Annotated in this window: 18 protein-coding genes; 5 read left to right on the top strand and 13 right to left on the bottom strand. The window is 70.2% G+C overall.

Annotated elements, in window-relative coordinates; genetic code table 11:
• Positions 1 to 335 precede the first annotated feature (335 nt).
• The gene (gene hmgA, locus ACLQ7T_RS08325; protein WP_420479001.1) at positions 336 to 1,634 is read left to right on the top strand and encodes a homogentisate 1,2-dioxygenase; all 1,299 of its coding nucleotides are present in this window, start codon (positions 336 to 338) and stop codon (positions 1,632 to 1,634) included.
• Positions 1,631 to 2,026: a hypothetical protein gene (locus tag ACLQ7T_RS08320; RefSeq protein ID WP_420479000.1), complete on the top strand. Its 396-nt coding sequence runs from the start codon at positions 1,631 to 1,633 to the stop codon at positions 2,024 to 2,026. The genes hmgA and ACLQ7T_RS08320 overlap by 4 nt, the downstream gene beginning before the upstream one ends.
• Before the next feature lie 177 nt (positions 2,027 to 2,203).
• On the opposite strand, the gene ACLQ7T_RS08315 is transcribed toward ACLQ7T_RS08320, so the two are convergent.
• The 6 genes from ACLQ7T_RS08315 to ACLQ7T_RS08290 all read right to left on the bottom strand — a co-directional run bounded on the left by ACLQ7T_RS08315 (position 2,204) and on the right by ACLQ7T_RS08290 (position 8,720).
• The gene (locus tag ACLQ7T_RS08315) at positions 2,204 to 2,482 is read right to left on the bottom strand and encodes a hypothetical protein (RefSeq protein WP_420478999.1); all 279 of its coding nucleotides are present in this window, start codon (positions 2,480 to 2,482) and stop codon (positions 2,204 to 2,206) included.
• 97 nt (positions 2,483 to 2,579) lie between these two features.
• Positions 2,580 to 3,554 carry a glucokinase gene (gene glk, locus ACLQ7T_RS08310; protein WP_420478998.1) on the bottom strand — a complete coding sequence of 325 codons (975 nt, stop codon included), beginning with the start codon at positions 3,552 to 3,554 and terminating at the stop codon, positions 2,580 to 2,582.
• Between the two features lie 51 nt (positions 3,555 to 3,605).
• Positions 3,606 to 5,498 carry a phosphogluconate dehydratase gene (gene edd, locus ACLQ7T_RS08305; protein ID WP_420478997.1) on the bottom strand — a complete coding sequence of 631 codons (1,893 nt, stop codon included), beginning with the start codon at positions 5,496 to 5,498 and terminating at the stop codon, positions 3,606 to 3,608.
• Complete coding sequence (pgl, locus tag ACLQ7T_RS08300) at positions 5,498 to 6,205, bottom strand: 6-phosphogluconolactonase (protein WP_420478996.1); 708 nt, start codon at positions 6,203 to 6,205, stop codon at positions 5,498 to 5,500. The genes edd and pgl overlap by 1 nt, the downstream gene beginning before the upstream one ends.
• A complete protein-coding gene (gene zwf / locus ACLQ7T_RS08295) occupies positions 6,198 to 7,658 on the bottom strand; it encodes a glucose-6-phosphate dehydrogenase (RefSeq protein ID WP_420478995.1) in 1,461 nt (486 codons plus the stop codon). Before zwf ends, pgl begins: the two co-directional genes overlap by 8 nt.
• A gap of 177 nt (positions 7,659 to 7,835) precedes the next feature.
• Complete coding sequence (locus ACLQ7T_RS08290) at positions 7,836 to 8,720, bottom strand: peptidase (RefSeq protein ID WP_420478994.1); 885 nt, start codon at positions 8,718 to 8,720, stop codon at positions 7,836 to 7,838.
• 122 nt (positions 8,721 to 8,842) lie between these two features.
• On the opposite strand from ACLQ7T_RS08290, the gene ACLQ7T_RS08285 reads away from it, so the two are divergent.
• On the top strand, positions 8,843 to 10,051 hold the full coding sequence (locus ACLQ7T_RS08285) for an NAD(P)/FAD-dependent oxidoreductase (RefSeq protein WP_420478993.1): 1,209 nt from the start codon (positions 8,843 to 8,845) through the stop codon (positions 10,049 to 10,051).
• Positions 10,052 to 10,055: 4 nt separating this feature from the next.
• On the opposite strand, the gene ACLQ7T_RS08280 is transcribed toward ACLQ7T_RS08285, so the two are convergent.
• Positions 10,056 to 11,588: a putative bifunctional diguanylate cyclase/phosphodiesterase gene (locus ACLQ7T_RS08280; RefSeq protein WP_420478992.1), complete on the bottom strand. Its 1,533-nt coding sequence runs from the start codon at positions 11,586 to 11,588 to the stop codon at positions 10,056 to 10,058.
• Positions 11,589 to 11,884: 296 nt separating this feature from the next.
• Between ACLQ7T_RS08280 and ACLQ7T_RS08275 the strand changes: the two genes are divergently transcribed.
• Together ACLQ7T_RS08275 and ACLQ7T_RS08270 are read left to right on the top strand one after the other, a co-directional pair.
• On the top strand, positions 11,885 to 14,188 hold the full coding sequence (locus tag ACLQ7T_RS08275; RefSeq protein WP_420478991.1) for a TonB-dependent receptor: 2,304 nt from the start codon (positions 11,885 to 11,887) through the stop codon (positions 14,186 to 14,188).
• 110 nt (positions 14,189 to 14,298) lie between these two features.
• Complete coding sequence (locus ACLQ7T_RS08270; RefSeq protein ID WP_420478990.1) at positions 14,299 to 14,976, top strand: Fe2+-dependent dioxygenase; 678 nt, start codon at positions 14,299 to 14,301, stop codon at positions 14,974 to 14,976.
• 197 nt (positions 14,977 to 15,173) lie between these two features.
• On the opposite strand, the gene ACLQ7T_RS08265 is transcribed toward ACLQ7T_RS08270, so the two are convergent.
• From ACLQ7T_RS08265 to ACLQ7T_RS08240, 6 genes are all read right to left on the bottom strand, one after another.
• Complete coding sequence (locus tag ACLQ7T_RS08265) at positions 15,174 to 16,535, bottom strand: sulfite reductase subunit alpha (RefSeq protein WP_420478989.1); 1,362 nt, start codon at positions 16,533 to 16,535, stop codon at positions 15,174 to 15,176.
• Positions 16,532 to 17,560 carry an FAD:protein FMN transferase gene (locus tag ACLQ7T_RS08260; protein WP_420478988.1) on the bottom strand — a complete coding sequence of 343 codons (1,029 nt, stop codon included), beginning with the start codon at positions 17,558 to 17,560 and terminating at the stop codon, positions 16,532 to 16,534. The genes ACLQ7T_RS08265 and ACLQ7T_RS08260 overlap by 4 nt, the downstream gene beginning before the upstream one ends.
• Positions 17,561 to 17,634: 74 nt before the next feature.
• On the bottom strand, positions 17,635 to 18,435 hold the full coding sequence (locus tag ACLQ7T_RS08255; RefSeq protein ID WP_420478987.1) for a DUF4198 domain-containing protein: 801 nt from the start codon (positions 18,433 to 18,435) through the stop codon (positions 17,635 to 17,637).
• A gap of 12 nt (positions 18,436 to 18,447) precedes the next feature.
• Complete coding sequence (locus ACLQ7T_RS08250) at positions 18,448 to 18,954, bottom strand: DUF2271 domain-containing protein (protein ID WP_420478986.1); 507 nt, start codon at positions 18,952 to 18,954, stop codon at positions 18,448 to 18,450.
• 19 nt (positions 18,955 to 18,973) lie between these two features.
• Positions 18,974 to 19,627, bottom strand: coding sequence for a PepSY-associated TM helix domain-containing protein (locus ACLQ7T_RS08245; protein WP_420478985.1), 654 nt, complete (start codon positions 19,625 to 19,627; stop codon positions 18,974 to 18,976).
• 53 nt (positions 19,628 to 19,680) lie between these two features.
• The coding region (locus ACLQ7T_RS08240) for a TonB-dependent receptor (RefSeq protein ID WP_420478984.1) at positions 19,681 to 21,125 on the bottom strand (1,445 nt) is incomplete at its 5' end.

Below are 21,125 nucleotides of genomic sequence, written 5' to 3'. Positions count from 1 at the left end.
CCCTTCTATGGAGAGAGCGGGTCGGGGCAGCCTCTTGTTTCACAGAATTCTGCCCATGCTGCTCGCCACGCTTGCCGTCATCGCGCTTCAAGGCCCCAGGTGGTGGACGGTGTGATCGTCAGCCCACGCTGGGCGGCGACGGCGCCGGTCCTTGAGACCTCTTCGGCCAATACCGAGCCGCCCTCTCCAGATCGGCGAAGACGCCGATCTGTCCACTCCATTCGCTTGGGGGCGAATGGAGAGGTGAGCGCTCTCGCCGTTCTCCGCAAACTCGGTTGTCGGGCTGGCCCGCCGCCCGCCGCCCCTGCTAAACCTCCCGCAAGGGAGACCAGCACATGACGACGCGAGCCAACGCGCCTCAATATCTCAGCGGCTTCGGAAATCACTTCGCCACGGAGGCCGTCCCCGGTGCGCTGCCGGAGGGGCGGAATTCGCCGCAGCGGGCGCCGATGGGGCTGTATGCGGAGCAGCTGTCGGGGACGGCCTTCACCGCCCCGCGCACCGAGAACCGTCGCAGCTGGCTGTATCGCCTGCGGCCGTCGGCGCAGCACCCGGCCTACAAGCCCTTCCCGCAGAAGCGGGTGCGCTCGGGCCCCTTCCATGAGGCGCCGCCCAGCCCGAACCGGATGCGCTGGGACCCGCTGCCGATCCCGAGCGAGCCGACCGACTGGATCGAGGGGCTGGTCACCTATGGCGGGACCGGGGATGCGGAGGCGCTTTCGGGCGTCGGCATCCACCTGTACGCCGCCAACCGCTCGATGACCGACCGCGTCTTCTACTGCGCCGACGGCGAGTTGCTGATCGTGCCGCAGCAGGGGGAGCAGGCCTTCGTCACCGAGATGGGCCGCATCGATGCGAAGCCCGGCGAGATCGTGGTGATCCCGCGCGGGGTGCGGTTCCGCGTCGAGTGCGCCGGACCGATTCGCGGCTATGTGTGCGAGAACTACGGCGCGGCGTTCCGCCTGCCGGATCTGGGGCCGATCGGCTCGAACGGCCTGGCCAATCCGCGCGACTTCCAGACCCCGGCGGCGGCGTTCGAGGACGTCGACCGTCCGACCGAGTGCATCCAGAAATTCGGCGGGCGTCTGTACGTCACCACCTTCGATCACAGCCCGCTGGACGTGGTCGGCTGGCACGGCAACTACGCGCCGTACAAGTACGATACGGCCAGGTTCAACACGATCGGGACGGTCAGCTACGACCATCCGGATCCCTCGATCTTCACGGTGCTGACCAGCCCGTCGGATACGCCGGGGACGGCCAACTGCGACTTCGTCATCTTCCCGCCGCGCTGGATGGTGGCCGAGGACACCTTCCGTCCGCCGTGGTTCCACCGGAACATCATGAGCGAGTTCATGGGTCTGGTGACGGGCGAGTATGACGCCAAGGAGGGCGGCTTCGCCCCGGGCGGCGCGTCCCTGCACAACTGCATGAGCGGACACGGGCCGGATCAGGCGTCCTATGACAAGGCGGTCGCCGCGGACCTGAAGCCGGTGAAGATCGAGAACACCCTGGCCTTCATGTTCGAGACCCGTCTGCCGATCCGCACCACGGAATGGGCACAAACCTCGCCGACGATGCAGCTGGACTACGATGATGTCTGGACCGGGTTTGAAAAGGGACAAGTGAAATGAAGCGCGTGATGATCGCGATGGCCGCGGCCCTGTTCGCCGCCGCCTGTCAGCCGATGCCCGCGACGGACACGGCCTCGGCCGCGCCGGCGTTGCAGCCGACGCAGCTCAGCGCCGCCGGGACGACCGACGCGGCCCTGTGCGCGCGCGCGGGCGGCAAGATGCTGCCGCAGGGCCGGATGCAGTCGGTGCGCTGCGTGATCACCTATGCCGACGCGGGCCGCCGCTGCACGACCGGCTCGGACTGCCAGGGCGACTGCCGGGTCGAGGACGCCGCCGGCGCGCCGCATGCCGGGGCCGCCGCCGTCGGAACCTGCCAGCGCGATTCCAGCCGCTTCGGTTGCTACACGACCGTCGAGAACGGGAAGGCCGAGGCGACGCTCTGCGTCGACTGACGAGGGGGTGACGGGTGATTGGTGATTGGTGACTGGTGGCGAGCGGGATGTTCGCCCGACTGAGCTCATCGTCCCTTCCAGCCGTCACCAACCACCCATTATCAACACCCTCCCCAAGCAAAAGGCCCCGCCGCGAGAGCGACGGGGCCTTTCCTGTTCGTCCATGGACGGAACGGCTTAGTGAGCCGAGGCCGGCGGGGCGGTCATGTCGCCCGACGGGGTGGTGCTCGGGGTGTTCTCGGTGGTCATGCCGCCGTCGGCGTTGCCGGCCTGCTGCTCGATCCGGTCGGCTTCGGTGTTGAGGGCCTTCTCCTGGGCCTCGTTCGAGGTCGCGGCGGCCTGCGCCTCCAGGGCGTCGGCCTGTTGTTCGGCGGCCTTGTCGGCGGCGCTTTCGCCACAGGCGGCGAGACCGGCGAAGGCGACGACGGCGGTGGCGGCGATGATCAGTTTACGCATAGGAACAGTCCCTTTTTTCTCTTCCTGGGACCGAACCAACCTGCGGGATTCGAAAAGGTTCACGTCGATGTGAGGCGGGCGTGAACCTGATCGATGATCATTCGGCGGCGAAGGCGACCCGGGCCGCGCCCAGCAGGGCGGCGTGCTTGTGCAGGATCACATGGGTCGGAATGGCGGCCATGTAGTCCTTGAACCGGCCCTTGCGCTCGAAGCGTTCGCGGAAGGGGCTGGCCTGGAGGAAGGGCAGGATGCGCGGGGCGATGCCGCCGGCGATATAGACGCCGCCGCGCGAGCCGGTGGTCAGGGCGATGTCGCCGGCCACGGCGCCGAGGATGGCGCAGAAGCGGGCCAGGGTGGCGCCGCAATGGCTGTTGGGGTTCTCCAGCGCCTCGGAGGTGATTTGGGCCGGATCGTCGATGTGGGTCTCGCGGCCGTCGATCTCGGCCAGGGCGCGGTGCATGTTCAGCAGACCCGGCCCGCAGATCAGGCGCTCGATGGAGACGCGGTCGTAGCGGCGGCGCAGGATGCGCAGGATCTCGTCCTCGACGGGATCGCCGGGGGCGAAGCAGGCGTGGCCGCCCTCGGAGGGCATGGCCAGCTCCTTGCCGTGGGCGTCACGGACAAGGGCCGAGACGCCGAAGCCGGTGCCCGGCCCGAGCACGGCGATGGCGGCGTGCGGGTCGCCCGTCTCCGGCCCACCCAGCGAGGCCAGTTCGGCCTGCGGGACCACGGGGGCGCCCCAGGCCAAAGCCTCGAAATCGTTGATCAGGCGCACGGGTTTGAGGCCGAGCGTGCCCAGTTCGGTCTCCGACACGCGCCAGGGCGAGTTGGTCAGGTCGATCTCGCCGTCGGTGACGGGGCCGGCCACAGCGATGACGCCGCCGGTCGGCTTGACCTCGCAGCCGTCGATGAAGGCCTTCACGCCCTCAAGGAAGGTCGGATAGCGCTCGGCCGGGAAGCTCTCGTGGTGCTCGAGCACCGGCTTGCCGTTGACCATGTGGGCGATGGCGAAGCGGGCGTTGGTGCCGCCGACGTCGCCGACGAGCAGGGTGCGATCCCAGTTGATGGTCATGAACGCGTTCCTTGAGTCCCTTGGCCGCGCGGCGGCTTGTTCTTGCTTGTGTCAGGCGTCGACAGCGCGGTCGACGATGTTCGGATCGGGCGGGGTGTCCTCGCTGACGCGCGCGCCGGACGGGACGGCGAAGCAGACCGAGGCGCCTTCCTCGGCGGTCGAGACGACGTGGCGGAAGGCCCCGAACAGCTCGCGGCCATAGCCCCAGGCGCTGCCGGTGGCGTGGGCCTCGCTGCGGTGGGCGGCGGGGCGGGCGGTCAGGTCGGCGACGCCGACCGTGGACAACACGCCGGCCTCGGCGTCGAGGCGGATGATGTCGCCGTCCCGCACATGGGCCAGAGGCCCGCCCGCGAGGGCTTCGGGGCTGACGTGGATGGCCGCGGGGGTCTTGCCCGAGGCGCCGGACATGCGGCCGTCGGTGACGAAGGCGACCTTGTAGCCCTTGTCCTGCAGCACGCTGAGGGCGGGCGACAGGCTGTGCAACTCGGGCATGCCGTTGGCCCGGGGACCCTGGAAGCGCAGGACCACGACGACGTCGCGGTTCAGCTTGCCGTCCCTGAAGGCCTGCAGGGCGTCTTCCTGCGATTCGAAGACGGCGGCGGGCGCCTCGACGATCCGGTTCTCGGGTTTGACCGCCGAGACCTTGATGACCGCGCGGCCGAGGTCGCCCTTCACCAGACGCAGGCCGCCGTCCTTCTGGAACGGGTCGGAGGCGGGACGCAGGATGTCGGTGTCGAGGCTTTGCGCCACGCCGTCGCGCCAGACCAGTTCCCCGTCGACCATGGACGGCTCCTGGAAATAGGCGTCCAGACCCTTGCCCATGACGGTTTCGACGTCGGCGTGGATGTTGCCGGCCTCGGCCAGCTCGCGGGTGACGAAGGCGACGCCGCCGGCGGCCTGGAAGGCGTTCACATCGGCCGAGCCGTTCGGGTAGACGCGGGCCAGCAGCGGGGTCGCCGACGACAGCTGGTCCATGTCGGTCCAGTCGATCAGCACGCCCGCGGCGCGCGCCATGGCGACGAGGTGGATGGCGTGGTTGGTCGAGCCGCCGGTGGCCAGCAGGGCCACGATCATGTTGACGATCGACTTCTCGGAAATGACGTCGGCCATGCGCCCGCTGTTCGTGCGGGCCAGCTCGACCGAGCGTTTGGCGGCGGCGGCGGTCAGGGCGTCGCGCAGGCCGGTCTCCGGGTGGACGAAGGCGGTCGAGGGCAGGTGCAGCCCGGCGATCTCCATCATCATCTGGTTGGAGTTCGCGGTGCCGTAGAAGGTGCAGGTGCCGGGCGAGTGGTAGCTGCCGATCTCGCTTTCCAGCAGGGTCTGACGGTCGACCTGGTTCTGGGCGTAGAGGGCGCGGACGCGGGCCTTCTCGGCGTTCGGGATGCCCGAGGGCATGGGACCGGCCGGGGCGAAGATGACCGGCAGGTGGCCGAAGGCCAGGGCGCCGATGAACAGGCCCGGGACGATCTTGTCGCAGACGCCCAGCATCAGGGCGGCGTCGAAGGCGTCATGGGTCAGGGCGACGCCGGTCGACATGGCGATGACGTCGCGGCTGAACAGGGACAGCTCCATCCCCGGACGCCCCTGGGTGACGCCGTCGCACATGGCGGGCACGCCCCCCGCGACCTGGGCCGTGGCCCCGACCTCGCGCGTCGCGGCGCGGATGATGTCGGGGAAGCGCTCGAACGGCTGATGGGCCGAGAGCATGTCGTTGTAGGCGGTGACCACGCCGACGTTCGGCTGCTGGCCGCCCATGGCGGTGAGCTTGTCGGCGATCGTCTGGCCGGCGAAGGCGTGGGCCCAGTTGGCGCAGGACAGCTTGGCGCGCCCGGCGCCGCTGTCGCGGGCGGCGTCCATGCGGCGCAGATAGTCGGAGCGGGTGTCCCGGGAGCGCGCGACGATGCGGGCGGTGACCTCGGCGACGACGGGATGGAGCTTGGACATCAGGCGGCCTCCGTCCACAGGACTTCAAGCGGGACGTTCGCGGCGATCAGGGCGGCGATGGGCCGGGTGGCGGGATCGCCCGCGGCCTCGCGCTCGAACACCGCGCGCTTCTGCTTGCCGGTCAGGGCGAGGACCACGCAGCGGGCCTGCGCCAGATACGGCAGATTGATCGACAGCCGTTCAAGGCTGGGCGCCAGGCCGTCGCGGCCGTGGGGCACGCCCAGGACGGTCGGCGGCAGCGTCGGGGTGAGCAGGGTCTTCAGCGTCGGGCTTTCGGGGAACATGGAGCAGATGTGGCCATCCTCCCCCATGCCGAGAAGGACGGCGTCGAGACGGCCGCCGGCGGCGGCGAGGGTCCGGGCCGCGACGAGGGCGGCGCGGTCGACCGTCACCTCGGGCGTGTAGAGCGGGATGAAGCGGGCGGCGGCGGCCGGACCGGTCAGCAGGGTCCGCTTCATCAGGGCGGCGTTGGAGTCCGCCGAGCTCTCCGGCACATAGCGCTCGTCCACCAGGGTGACGGCGACCTTCGACCAGTCCATCGGGGTGGCGGCCATCTGGCGGTAGACGGGCGACGGGGTCGAGCCGCCCGCGCCGGCGAAGACGGCGGCGCCGGTCCCGGCGACGGCGGCGGACAGGGTTTCGGTCAGGCGCGCGGCGCAGGCTTCGGCCCAGCGCGCTCCGTCGGCAAGGATTTCGATCTCAGGCATCGCTGACGTTCCACTCGCGGCCGGTGCGGGCCATCAGCATGTCGGAGGCGTCGGGGCCCCAGGTCCCGGCGACATACTCCTGCGGCTTGACCTCGCCGTCAGCCCAGGCCTGGGAGACCTCGTCGACCCAGCGCCAGGCCTGCTCCGCTTCGTCGCGGCGGACGAAGAGGGTGGAATCGCCGTGCAGGGCGTCCAGCAGCAGGCGTTCGTAGGCGATGCGGCGGCGGGGCGGCTTGTCGCCCTTTCCACCGACGCCCCAGGACAGGCTCATCTTGATCGGCTGAAGCTGCATCCGCTGGTCGAGGCCGGGACGCTTGTTCATCACCGTCATCGAGATGTCTTCCTCGGGCTGGAGCTCGATGATCATGCGGTTGGCCTGCACATCGCCCCGGTCGTCGTGATCGAAAATGGAGTGCGGGACCGGCTTGAACTGGATGACGATCTCGGTGCGCTTCTCGGGCAGGCGTTTGCCGGTGCGCATGAAGAAGGGCACGCCGGCCCAGCGCCAGTTGTCGATGTCGGCGCGGATCGCGACGAAGGTCTCGGTGTCCGAGTCCTGGCCGCGCTCCTCGTCATAGCCCTTCGCCGGCTTGCCCTCGCTGGTTCCCGCGACGTACTGGCCGCGCACGGTGACGCGCTCGGCCTCCTCGTGGGTGATGGGGCGCAGCGAGCGGAGCACCTTGACCTTCTCGTTGCGGACCGAATCCGGATCGAGGTCGGACGGGGGCTCCATGGCGACCAGGCAGAGCAGCTGCAGCATGTGGTTCTGCAGCATGTCCCGCAGGGCGCCGTATTCGTCGTAGTAGGGCCAGCGGTCGCCGACCCCGACCGTTTCGCCGATGGTGATCTGGACGTGGTCGATCGACAGGTTGTTCCACAGCGGCTCGAACACGGTATTGCCGAAGCGCAGGGCGATCAGATTCTGGACCGTCTCCTTGCCGAGGTAGTGGTCGATGCGGAAGACCTGGTCCTCGCGGAAGGCGTGCCCGACGGCGTCGTCGATCTCGCGGAAGCTGGCGAGGTCGCGACCGACCGGCTTCTCCAGCACGACGCGGCAGTTCCGCTCGGCCAAGCCGGCGGCCTTCATGGCCGTGACGATGCGGGCGTAGAGGGAGGGGGAGACCGCCAGGAAGGAGGTGATCTCGCCGTCGCCGCAGAGCGCGCGCAACGGTTTCAGGCTGTCGGCGCTGGTGGCGTCGACGGGCAGGTAGTCGAGGCGGGCCTCCATCCGGGCCCAGGACGCCTCCGACCAGGCGTCGTCCGCCCGGGCCTTGCCCTCGACCGCCGCGCGGACCTTGCCGACATATTCGTCGCGGCTCTCGTCCGAGCGCGCGGCGCCGATGATCTTCAGATCATCCGCCAACAGACCCTCGTGGTCGAGGAAATAGAGCGAAGGCAGAAGCATCCGCATGGCGAGGTCGCCGCCGCCGCCGAACAGCACAAGGGCCGCCATTCGCGCTCCTTCAATCAGTGAACCCTTCAGGATGAAGGGTCTTTGGCCGCTTCCGCGCGCCGAGCCAACCGCCGGGCGTCGCGCTGAAACACCATGTGACGGTCAAGCTGAAAAAGCGAACGGGCGTCAGGGTCAATCCCCGACGCCCGCGAGCGGTTCCGAAGCTGTCGGGAAGGCCTACGGCACTTCGGTGATCAGCAGGGTGGCCGAGGCGTTGCCGCCCCCATAGGTGCCGACCCAGATGTCATAGACGCCCGAAGACGGCCGCGAGAAATAGACCTGGGCGTTGTTGCCGTCCCCGGAGTCGTCATCGCAGTACCATTCGCCGTCGGGGCCGTTGACGACCAGGGTGGTGTCCATGCCGGACTGGGTCTGGATGGCCAGCGGCAGGGAGCCGGCGGTGTAGGTGATCTGATAGTCGGGCGCCGTGGCGATGGAGCCGGCGCAGTCCGACGACACGACGGAGGCCTGCAGCAGGCCGCCGGCGGTGATGCTGACCCGATGGGGGTCGGGGGTGAAGCCGGAGTTCAGATAGATTTCGCCAAAGGTCGCGCGGGCGCTGGTGTCGGGATAGCCGCCACCGCCGCCGCCGCCGCCGTAGCCGTCGGTGTAGAGCTCGGAGATCGAGAGCGTGGCCGCCGCCGTGCCGCCCCCATACACGCCGACCCAGATGTCATAGGTTCCGGAGCGCGGGTTGTTGAAGGTGACCAGCGGATTGTTGCCGTTGGTGTCGTCATCGCAATACCAGCGGCCGTCGGGGCCGTTGACCACCAGGGTGGTGTCCGAGGACGCGGTCGCGCTGATGTAGAGCGGCAGTGAACCGGCCGAATAGGTCAGCTCATAGTCCGGCGCCCGGGCGATGGAGCCCGTGCAGGGCGAGCCGATGGTCGAGGCGTCGATGGTTCCACCGGCGGTCAGGCTGACCGAGTGGGGATCGGGGGTGAAGCCCGAGCTGAGACGCACCGAGCCGAACGTCGCCGGAGCGGACGTATCCTGGGCGTGGGCGGCGGGCGCCACCAGAAGCAGGGCCGCCGTCGCGGCGATAATGGACCGAACCAACATATTTCACTCCCCCATGAAGAGTCTGACCGAACGACGTTTGCATGCCGTCGTCCGTCGGACAAGACGAAGCGACATGCAGGAGACTCTTGGCGTTTCCCGGCTGATGGCACTACTTGCGAAACATGACAAAGGTTCTGATCCTCGGCGCCGGACATGCGGGCGGAACGGCGGCGGCCCTGCTGCGCCAGTACGGGCACGACGGCGCGATCGTTCTGGCGGGGGAAGAGGCGGCGCCGCCCTATCAGCGCCCGCCGCTGTCCAAGGCCTGGCTGAAGGGCGAGGCGGACCTGGAGGCGCTGCTGCTGCGCCCCGAAAGCTTCTATGCCGAGCAGGACATCGTGCTGCGAACCGGCGTGACGGCGACCGCCGTTGATCGCGCCGCGAAGACGGTGACGTTCGGCGACGGCGGCGTCGAGACCTATGACCTTCTGATCCTTGCGACCGGATCGACGGCGCGGCGCCTCGCCATTCCGGGCGCGGACCGTCCTGACCTGCTGGAGCTGCGCACCCTGGCGGACGCCGAGAGGCTGAAGGCGGCGCTGGGACCGGGCAAGCGGCTGGCGGTGGTCGGCGGCGGCTATGTGGGGCTGGAGGCGGCGGCCTCGGCCCGGGCGCTCGGCGCCGGGGCGGTGGTGATCGAGCGGATGGACCGGGTGCTGGCGCGGGTCGCGTCGGAGACCCTGTCGCGCTTCTTCACCGACTATCACCGCAGGCATGGGGTCGAGATCCTGACCTCGGCCGAAGTGACCGGATTCGAGGACGCAGGCGTGCGTCTGGCGTACGGGCGGCTGATCGAGGCCGATGCCGTGCTGGTCGGCGTCGGGGCCCTGGCCAATGAGGCGCTGGCGCGGGACGCGGGGCTGGCGTGTCTGAACGGGGTGGTGGTCGACGCCGAGGCCCGCACCTCGGACCCGTCGATCTTCGCCATCGGCGACGTGACCCATCGTCCGGTGCCGGTTCACGGCGGGGCGATGCACCGGCTGGAGAGCGTGCCCAATGCGCTGGAGCAGGCCAAGCAGGCCGCCTCGGCGATCACCGGCCGTCCGGCTCCGGCCCCGGAAGTCCCGTGGTTCTGGTCGGACCAGTATGACCTGAAGCTGCAGATCGCCGGCCTGCCGGGCGAGGCGGACCGGCAGGTGGTGCGTGGGGACGCAGCCGCGGGCGGGTTCGCGGTCTTCCATCTGGCCGGGGACCGGATCGTCTGCGCGGAGGCGGTCAACGCGCCGGCCGAGTTCATGGCCGGGCGGCTGATGATCGGAAAGCGGACGCCGGTGGATCCGGCGAAGCTGGCGGACCCGTCGGTGACGATGAAGGCGGTGGCGGCGGGCTGAGCCGTCAGGCGACCGCGGACGCGTCCGCCGCGGCGAAGGGACCGTCGAGACGGAGGATCAGGCCGTCGAGCGCGCAGGGGCGGCCGATCAGATAGCCCTGGGCCATGTCGCAGCCCATGCCGCGCAGGAGGGCGAGGGCGGTCGGCGTTTCGACCCCCTCTGCGGTGATCTTCAGGCCGAGGCCGTGAGCCAGATCGATGGTCGATTTGACGAGCAGGGCGTCACGACCGGACTGGTCCATGTCGACGACGAAGGTTTTGTCGATCTTCAGTTCGTCGGCCTGGATGCGCTTCAGATAGGTCAGGGAAGACAGGCCGGAGCCGTAGTCGTCGAGGGAGATCAGCACCCCGGCGGCCGACAGCCGGTCGATGACGCCCAGCGCCCGCTCGGGATCGTGCATGACCGCCGTCTCGGTGATTTCGAAACACAGGCGGGCGCCGGAGGCGGCGACCTGTTCCAGCGCGAAGTCGGCGAAGCTGTCGTCCGACAGCAACCGGCCCGAGATGTTGATGGAGACGATGACCTCGTGGCCGGCGGCCGCCATGGTCTTCTGGTCGAGGATGGCCTGGCGGACCACCCATTCGGTCAGGGGGCGGATATGGCCGGTCTCCTCGGCCATGCCGACGAAGAGTTCGGGCGGGACCGCGCCGCGCCGGGGATGGGTCCAGCGGGCGAGGGCCTCGACCCCTGTGATCCGCTCGGCCCGGAAATCGTATTTGGGCTGGTAGGCCAGCGAGAACTCGCCGTTGTCGAGGGCGGCCATCAACTCGGAGATCAGCGACAGGTTGCCGGACGGGTCGCCGTAGGCTTCCGGGTCGAAACCGGCGGCCGGAAGACGAAGGCGTCGGGCCCGCGCAATGGCGCTGGCGGCCCGGTCGACGGGAGAGGTCAGGTGGGCTTCGGCTTCGCCGCGGCGGGCGACGCCGGCGGTCAGGGCGATATCGACCGGAGCGCCGGAAATGTTGAAGGGGTCGTGCGCCGACTCCACCAGGGCGGCGGCGATCCTCAGGGCTTCGTCCTCGGTTTCGACGGCGACGACCAGACCCAGGACGGCGGCGCTGACCCGCGAGATCGAGGCGCCGGAGGTCAGGGCCAGACAGCGACCGACGGCCGTGACGAGATTGGCCATGGCGTCGTAGCCGATGGCGTCGCGGACCACCTCGAAACGGTCGATGCCGACGAGGATGACCCAGAGGCCGTGCTGCGACGCGGCCAGCCGTTCGAGGGCCAGGCGGTTGGGCAGGCCGGTCTCCTGATCGTGCAGGGCGATGTGGGTCAGGCGGCTTTCCCGATCGCGCAGGTCCCCGACCATGGTCCGGAAACCGATGACCAGAACGACCAGGGCGACCACGGCGAAGGACAGGCCGCCGATCACCGCCGCCTCATGCGGCTTCATGCCCTCGGTCAGCGGGTGGAGGAGCGGCAGGAGCAGGGCGGACACCAGAAGGGCCGCGCCGAACAGGCCGGCGCAGAGCAGGGCCAGCCTCGCCTGGAAGCGATCGAACCGCGGCAAGCGGGGCAGACCCTGCGGCGCCATCAGCGGGCCGTCGGGAGGGGTTGCGCGGGAGATGTGCGACGGCGCGGGCTGTCGACGTCGCCGCGCCCGATCCCGGTCGGCCAGCAGGGGCGCTCGAACCACGATCTCACAGCGGCAGGGTGCGCCAGACAGGTGAACTCCGGGTAAAGCGCGGTCCGGTTTCCGGGCGCGCCGGCGCCGGCGGGAGAAATGGGCGTCGAATTGTGAGAATGTGTCGCAAAAACGATTGCGGCGGGGAGAAAAAGTGATATTGCGAGCCGCTCGCATTCTCACCCTCCGTCCCGGACTTCCTCCCCATGACCCAACGCGCCGACGCGCTCCGCACGCTTCTCTTCGCCTCCAGCGCCGCCGGGATGCTGATGGCCGCCGCGCCGGCCATGGCGGGAGATCCGGTCGCCGGGCCGACCGACCCGGCGCAGGACCGGGAAGCGACCACCCTGGGCACGGTGACCGTGAACGGCCAGCGCGTGCGCCGTGAGCCGCAGTCGCCCGAGTTCGTCGCCCCGCTGGTCGACACCCCGCGCGCGGTGACCATCATTCCGCGCCAGATCATCGAACAGACGGCCGCGACCTCGCTGCAGGACATTCTGCGCACCTCGCCGGGCATCACCTTCGGGGCCGGTGAAGGCGGGCAGCCCCTGTCCGACCGCCCGTTCATCCGCGGCCAGTCGTCGGGCAACAACATCTTCGTGGACGGCGTCCGTGACACCGGCGGCCAGCAGCGCGAGGTCTTCAACCTGGAGCAGGTCGAGGTCATCAAGGGCGCGGACTCGGTCTATTCGGGCCGGGGGTCGGGCGGCGGCTCGATCAACCTGGGCTCCAAGGCGCCCCGTCTGCAGGACTTCAGCCGGTACGGCGTCGGACTGGGCACCGACGGCTATGTGCGCGGGACCATCGACCAGAACTGGCGGCTGGGCGACACCTCGGGCCTGCGCCTGAACCTGATGGCCGCCGAGGGCGACGTGCCGGGCCGCGACACTGTCGACTACGACAAGTGGGGCCTTGGGCTGTCCTATGCGATCGGGCTCGGCCAGGCGACCACCCTGACGGCCAGCTACTACCACCTGGATTCGAACCAGATGCCCGACTACGGCATCCCGTTGTTCACCAAGATCGGCACGCGCACGACCGATTCCGGCATTCTGGATGTCCCCTACAGCAGCTTCTACGGCCTGTCGGACCGGGACTATCTGAACAATACGGTCGACAGCTTCACCGTCGCGGTCGAACACCGGTTCAGCGACACCCTGCGCATCCGCAACGTGACCCGCTATTCGGAGACGCTGAACGACTACATCGTCACCAATCCCGGCGACGGCGGCGCGGCGCAGTTCGTGGACGGCGAATGGTGGATGAAGCGCGGGACCAAGACGCGCTGGAATCCGGTCGACACCCTGGCGAACGTCACCGACCTGACCGGCGAGTTCTCGACGGGCGCGCTCCGTCACAGCTTCAACGCCGGCCTGGAGCTGACGCGCGAGAAGAACCGCAACGCGGCCTATTCGACCTACACCACGGCCGGTTCGGCCTGCCCGGCGGGCTTCGTGCTGTCGGCGTCGGCGCTGGCCAGCCTCGGCGCCGGCGACTGCACCCGCGTCTATGCGCCGGACACCGGCGATTCATGGACGGGGGTGATCAACCGCGGTCCGGTCAGCGAGAGCACGACCGAGACGGTGGGCGTCTACGCCTTCGACAGCATCAATCTGACGGAGCGCCTGATCCTGAATCTGGGTCTGCGCTGGGACCGCTATTCGGTGGAGGGGCTGAGCCGCTCGGCCACGGCCACGGCCGGCGTCTATGGCGCGGTGACCGAGACCCCGACCCCGTCGGCGGACTGGGACTTCGTCAACTACCAGGTCGGCCTGGTCTACAAGCCGACCCGCGACACCAGCGTCTATGCGTCCTATTCGACCTCGTCGACGCCGCCGACCATCGCCGCCGGCGACCAGAACACCGCCCCGACCGCCGCCCAGGCCGTGCTCGATCCCGAAGAGACCACCAGCTACGAAGTCGGCGCCAAGGCGAGCCTGTTCCGTGACCAGCTGCAACTCAGCGCCGCCGTCTTCCGTCTGGAACGCAGGAACGCCGTGACCCAGTCCACGCCGGTCGTGGTGCAGGACGGCGAGGTGAGGGTGCAGGGTCTGGAGCTGGGCGTGTCGGGCAACATCACGCCGGAATGGCAGGTGTTCGGCGGCTACACCTGGATGGACTCCGAACTGGTGAAGGGCGCCCTGACGTCGGGCGGTCTGCCCAATCCGCTGAACGGCCAGCAACTGGCCAATACGCCGGAGCACGCGTTCAGCCTGTTCACCACCTATCGTGTGATGCCGAACCTGAGCGTGGGGGGCGGGGTCTACTATGTCTCCGACAGCTTCGGCGGAAACCAGGGCGGCGCCGGCGGCGGCACGAACCGGATCTATGCGCCGGAGTACACCCGCGTGGACCTGTTCGCGTCCTACGACATCAACGAGACGGCCTCGCTGCAGTTGAACATCCAGAACGCGGCCGATGAAGAGTACATCATCCGGACCAACGGCGTTCACCACGCCGATGTGGCCCCGGCCCGTCAGGCGATCCTGACGCTGAACCTGCGCTACTAGGCCGGACGATCCGGGACCGGTAGCGTGGAGCCCGGGGTTCAGGTGTCTTCCCTGATGACCTGACCCCGGGCCTTTCCGCGTCCGGAGACGGACGCCAACAGGAGGCGGCGATGCTGCTGCACATTCCGCAGGTCTTCACCAGGGCCGAGGTCGCCGCGCTGCGGACGACGCTGGACGGCGGCGCATGGGTGGACGGCAACGTCACCTCGGGCCACCAGTCGGCGACGGCCAAGGTGAACCGGCAGCTGCCCGAGGACTCGGAGGCGGCCCGGGAGGTCGGGGGGCTGATCCGGCAGGCGCTGGCCGCCAACCCGATGTTCGTGTCCGCCGCCCTGCCGCACACGATCTTCCCGCCCCTGTTCAACCGCTATGAGGGCGGGGAGCATTTCGGGGTGCACGTCGACAATGCGATCCGCCAGAGAGGCGACATCCGCATTCGCAGCGACCTGTCCTGCACCCTCTTCCTGTCCGAGCCCGAGGACTACGACGGCGGCGAGCTGATCATCGAGGAGATGTACGGCCCGCAGTCGGTGAAGCTGCCGGCGGGGGACCTGGTGCTGTACCCCTCCAAGAGCCTGCACCGGGTGACGCCGGTGACGCGGGGGGCGCGGGTGTCGAGCTTCTTCTGGCTGCAGAGTCTGGTCCGCGACGACGCCGACCGCGAGACCCTGTTCCGGCTGGATGTGGCGATCCAGCGGGTCAGTCTGGAGAAGGGGCCGAAGGATCAGGCCGTGCTGGAGCTGACCGCCGTCTATCACAACCTGATGCGCCGCTGGGCGGAGGTGTGAGGGGGCGGCTGGCCCGTGCGTTGGTGGCCGGACGGCAGGCGCCGTGCGGCGAAGTGATGAGTGGTTAGTGATCAGTGGGGGGGCGGGACCACGGCTGGTTCCAGATCGACAACAGCCCGTGACGCCGCGAACCACTAGGCACTAACCACTCATCACTTCCCCGCATTGACGTTCGCCGTCCGCGCTCGAACAGCTGATCAGTACACGTCCCGACGGTAGCGGCCGGTCTCGGTGAGGTTCAGCAGGGCCTCGGCGCCGATGACGGCTTCAAGCGCGTCGTGGACGCCCTTGGACATGCCTTCGAGGCTGCCGCAGACCATGATGGCGGCGCCGCGGGACAGCCAGTCCTTCAGCAGTTCCGCCTGCTCGGTCACAACCGCCTGCACATAGCGGCCGTCGCCGGCGTCGCGGGAGAAGACGCGGTCGAGGCGGGTGAGGAAGCCCGAGGCCTGCAGGGCCTCAAGCTCATCGTTCAGGAAGGCGTCGTGGGCGCGGGTGCGTTCGCCGAACATCAGCCAAGCCCCGCCGTGGGCCTGACCCTCGCGGGCCTTCAGATGGGCGCGCAGCCCCGCCAGACCCGTGCCGTTGCCGATCAGGATCAGGGGCGTGGCGGCGTCCGGGCCGTGGAAGCTGCGGTTGGTGCGGATGCGCAGGCCGACCTCGGCGCCCGGTTCCAGCTCGCGGGTCAGCCAGCCGGAAGCGAGGCCCGGCGCGCCGTCCGGACGGATCATGCGGCGGATGATGAACTCGGCGCGGCCGCTCGCGGGCAGGGAGGCGACGGAGTATTCGCGGCTGCCTTGCGCCGGATCAGGCAGGCCGATCTCGGCGATGTCGCCCGCGGCCCAGTGGGGCGTGTGATCGACGGGCTCGAAGGCCAGCAGATGGGCTTCGCCGCCGGGGCTGCCCGGGTTCAGCAGGCGACGCTCGACCAGCCGCCAGCGATCATAGGCGGGCGGGGTCCAGTCGGCCTGGACCGTCGAGCCGGTGATCAGCCCCAGCTGGTGTTGCCAGTGGCGGATCGCGCCGGTGTCGCCGTTGTCGACCTCGACGTGATCGAACAGGGGGCGGGCGCCGGACCGCTGCAGCCAGCTGTCCAGGGCGCGGCCGAAGCCGCAGTAGTCGGCATAGGTGCGGTCGCCCAGCGCCAGCAGGCCGTAGGTGAGGCCGGACAGGTCGGCGGGGGCCTTCATCACTGTGCGGACGAACCACGACATGCTGTCCGGCGGATCGCCCTCGCCGGTGGTGGAGGCGATGACGAGCAGGCGTCCGGCGGCCTTCAGCCCGGCCGGCTCGAGGTCGCCCAGCAGGGTGACGCGGGCCGGGGTTCCGGCGTCGGACAGGCTGCGGGCGGTCATCCACGCCAGGTCCTCGGCCAGGCCGGTCTGGCTGGCGAAGGCGACGAGGACGGCGTCGGCGTCCGCCGGCCCCGACAGGGCGGCGGCCTTGCGGGCGGCGGCGCGTCGGGCGAGGGCGCGGCCGACGACGACCGCGGCGACGCAGAGAAGCCAGAGGCCGACCGCGGCGGCGGCCCAGAGCAGGCGCACGGGATCGTGGGTCACGCGCCCTCTTCCAGCATGGCGGTGAAGGCGGGGGTGACGAACTCCGTCATTCCGCCGTCGGGATCCCGCACCACGAAGGCGGCGGCGATCTTCATTGCGGCGGCGTAGGCCGGACCCTCCGTCGGCCCCATGACGGTCAGGGCGGTGGCCATGGCGTCCGCCTGGAAGGCTGTGTCCGCCAGGACCGTGACCGAGGCCACGCCGTTGTCGATCGGGCGACCGGTGCGGCCGTCGAGGGTGTGGCTCCAGCGCTTGCCGTAGGTCACGAAGCTGCGGACCCAGTCGCCGGAGGTGGCGACGGCGAGGTCGAACAGGGCGGCGACCGTGCGCGGTCCCGGGGCGCCCGGGGCCTGCTGCAGCTCGACCCACCAGGGATGGCCGTCCGGCTTCACGCCGCGGCCGCGCAGCTCGCCGCCGATCTCGACCAGATGATGCCCGGAGCCGAGGGCGGCGAGGCGGTCGGAGACGCAGTCGACCGCATGGCCCTTGGCGAGGCCGGAGAGGTCGAGCCGGAGCCCGCCCGGCTGCTGCACCGCCCGATGGTCCCGGTTGAGGCGCAGGCGGCCCCAGCCGGAAACGGCGCGGGCGGCGGCGATCTCGTCCTCGTCCGGGATGGAGGGGCTGTCGCCGAAACCGGTCGGCGCGCGGGGGCCGGGCGGACCGAAACCCCACAGATCGACCAGGGCGCCGAGCGTCGGGTCGACGGCGCCGTCGGTGTCGTCGGCCATGTCCATGGCCCGGTTGAGCAGGGCCCAGAAGGGTTCGGACACGGCCCAGAAGCCTTCGGGGGCGGCGTTGAACCGGGCCAGTTCGGAGCGGCTGTCCCAATGGCTGAACAGGGCGACGACGGCCGCCAGCTCGGACTCGATGGCGGACTGGACGGCCGCGCGGTCGACCCCGAGCGGCGGGACCAGACGGACCGACCAGTCCGTGCCCATGGTCTGGCCGGCGAAGTCCCAGATCAGGTTGACCGGCGGCCGCGTCGGGGCGCGGCCGTGGGTCGGGATGAGCACGCGATTGTGCATCCGTGGCGCAGCATCGCCGCCCGCGGGAAGCGCGGGCGGCGTGCCGGGACGATCGGACGGGCCGTCGGACGGGGTCAGGGCAGGACTTCCAGCGCGCCGTTGTACTGGGCGTTGGAGGCCATCCGGCCGCCTTCCGCCGCGGTGCGGACCGAGGTGTTGATCCAGTACATGCCCGCGTCGGACCAGGTGACGGTGAAGGCGCCGTCGGCGTCGGTCGTGACGGTCATTTCCTCGGGGGCGTCGCGGTAGCGGGAGCCGCCGCGCGCGATGGTGACCTCCTGGTTGGCCAGGGGCTGACCGTCGCGGAGGAATTTGAAGGTGGCGGCCTCACCGGTGGCGAGGGCGTTCGGGTGGGTCACCGGGACCAGTTCGATGCCCTCGTTGGTCGGCGCCAGGGCGTGGGTCGAGGTCGCGCCGAGGGTTACGAAGGTCTCGATGCGGCTGTTGGAGCGGGTCGCCACGACGTCGGTCGCATCGGCCGGGATGGCGGCGGCCATTTCGGCCTCGGTGCCGCGCCAGCGCTTCTGCTCGCCGCCCTGGGTGTAGCTGACCATGACGCCGCCCATGACGTTGGCGACGCGGTAGGTGCCCTGCTGGGTCAGGTGCAGGTCGAAGGTCGAGCGATACCGGGCGCGGTTCATGTTCTCGGCCTGGACGGTCGTTCCGTCCGGGGCGGTGATGACCAGACCGCCCAGGTTCATGGCGGCGTGATCCGGAATGAAGACGCCGTTGGACATGCCGGCGTCGAAGCCGACCCAGGCTTCGGCCCCCGAGAGCGAGGTCGAGGTCGGGGCCAGCCACGCGCGGTGGGCCTGGGCCGACAGGGGCAGGGCGAGGGCGGCGAGGGCCGCGATGAGGGCGATGGACTTCTTCATGGACGGCTTCCTTTAGCGGGTGACGGCGACGGTGACGGCGCCCAGTTCGCGGGTTCCGGCGGCGCGGCCGGTGTTGGGCGCGCCCCAGCGGAAGGGCACGCGGACAGCCTCGCGTCCGCCGAGTTCACGGGCCGCCTCGACGACGATCACATAGTCGCCGGCGGGCAGATCGCGCAGACGGGCGGCAGGAACGCGAACGGTGTGGGCGCCGGGCGCCTTGGTGGCGCTGGAGACGCCGTCGGCGGGCAGGGTCAGGTTCTGGCCGCCCCGACGCCACCAGGTGCGGATGTCCTTCAGCCAGTCCTTGCCCTCGCGGACATTGGAGACCTCGTACCAGACGGCGAGGGTGCGCACGGCGGTGTTGTTCGGGCGCTCGATCCAGACCGCGACATAGGGGCGGTGGTAGGCGGCGACGTTCAGGGCCGGGACCTGGACGGTGACGTTGAGATCGGCGGCGAGGGCCGGGGTCGCGACGACGGCGGTCGCGGCGGCGGTCAGGGCGAGAGGAAGCTTACGCATGACAGGTCCGGGGGAGGCTTCAGTGAATGAACAGAAGGGCGATGACGACAGGGATCAGCAGGCCCAGGCCCAGCAGCGGCCAGGTCGAGGGGCGCTGCTTCGCGTGCATCCAGGTCAGGGCGAAGCCGGTGACGGCGAAGACGATGCAGGCGACGGCGAAGACGTCGATGAACCAGAACCAGACCTTGCCCGCGTTCCGGCCCTTGTGAAGGTCGTTGAGGTAGGCGATCCAGCCGCGCGTGGTGCGCTCCCGCGAGGCCTCGCCGGTGGCGCGGTCGATGGTCAGCCAGCCGTCGCCGCCGGGCTCGGCCAGGGCGACGTAGATTTCATCGACGGTGGTCTCGGTCGGGCGGCCGGCGATCTGGATATTGAAGGCGTCCCGGGCCCACCGGGCGACCGCGTCGGGAACCGGGTCGGTGGTCTCTTCCGGGAAGGCCGACAGGCGCTCCAGCAGGGGGGCGGGCAGGGTCGCCTCGACCGCGGTCGTCACCGGCTCGGCCGGGATGGAGGCGGCGTGGTTCAGGGTGATGCCTGTGATCGCGAACAGCATCAGGCCGATCAGGCTGACGGCCGCCGAAATCCAGTGCCACTGGTGCAACTGCTTCAGCCAGAACGAGCGGGCGCCGTTCAGGGCTTTCTTCGGCTTGGGAGCGGTCGCGGCGGCTTCGGTCACATTCGGCTAATGCCGAAATTGCGAACCGTTTGCAAGTCGCCGCGTGCGCCGTCTCAGCGCGACAGTCTGACGCCGACTGAAAGGGTGCGGGGCGGCGCGTAGCCGGCGACGCCGGTTCCGGTCTCGGACACCGCGATCTCCGCATCGAACAGGTTGGCGGCGCCGAGCCAGAGGGTGGTCGCGTCGTCGAGGCTCCAGTCGGCCCGCAGGTCGAGAGTTCCGCCCGCCTCCAGCACGCGGCTGTTCAGGTCGTCCTCGAACCGGTCGCTCTCCCAGCGGGCGTCGGCGGCGAGGGTGAGGCGGTCTGTGGCGCGCCAATCGAAGCCCGCGACGGCGCTGACCCGCGGAGCCTGGGCGGGGCGCAGGCCGGTCAGCTGGGGCGCGGCGGCCCCGCCGTCCACCTCGGCGTCGGTCAGCGACAGGGCGGCGCGCAGGGTCAGGCCGTCGGTGACGGTGAGGCGGCCGTCCAGCTCGAGCCCGACGGCCTCAATGGTTCCGGCGTTCCGGCGCTGGCGCAGGACGCCGCCCGCCGGGACGAAGCCCGCGCGCGGGAAGGTGGCCGGGCCCGAGCCTATGGTGACGTTGACGATGGCGTCGTCCAGCCGGGTCCAGAAGGCGGCGGCGGTCAGGGACGCCCGGTCGCCGGTCCAGCTCCAGCCGGCCTCGGCGCCGCTGACGGTTTCGGGCTCCAGGGCGGCGTTGGCCTCGGTCAGGTCGTTGCCGACGCGGAAGGGGCGGTGCAGCTCATTGAGGGTGGCCGGACGGAAGCCGGTGTAGCCCGCCACCCGCAAGGCCTGGCCATGGCCGATGTCGCGGCGGAGGCCGAGGCGGGCGCTGACCACCTCGCCGGAGCGGTCGGGGTCGGATTCGTCCAGGGTGACGGCGAGGGTCTGGTGATCACGCTCGAAGCGGCGGCCGCCGGTGTTCTCCCACCGATCGGCGCGAAGGCCGCCGGCGAGGAGCCAGGGACCGGTCGTCCAGGAGCCCTCGGCATAGGCGCCGATGACCGAGGTCTCGCCGCCCGCGATGCGGTCGCGGGTGAACTGGCCTCCCATGTAGCGGAACATCTCGTGCGTCTCGCCGTCCGCGAAGCGGGCGTCGACGCCGAGCTCCCATTCGACCCGGCTGACGCCGCTGACGAGAACGCGACGCAGGGCGGCGTTGACGCCCCAACCGACGGCCGGGGTCTCGAACTGGTTGTTGGCCGGCGTGGTCGTGGCGCGGTCTGCGGCGACGGCGACAGAGGTGTTGGCCAGATCGCTTTCACGCCGCCAGATCTGCAGCCGCCAGCCGGGACGGCCGGCGTCCGGCTGGACCGCGGCGGTGGCGGACAGGGCGTTGCCCGAGGCGGTCGAGCGCGCGCCGGCGAGGCCGGAACCGCGATCCTCCTCGAAGGCCGAGGCGCGCAGGGAGACGGTGGCGGGGCCGACGGGCAGGTCGGCGCGGACGGCGTGGCCCAGAAGCCGATCCAGCCCGACGTTCTCCTGGACGCCATTCG

This window comes from Brevundimonas sediminis, assembly GCF_048799765.1.
Taxonomy (GTDB): domain Bacteria; phylum Pseudomonadota; class Alphaproteobacteria; order Caulobacterales; family Caulobacteraceae; genus Brevundimonas.
This window is presented reverse-complemented; position numbering and strand designations above follow the sequence as displayed.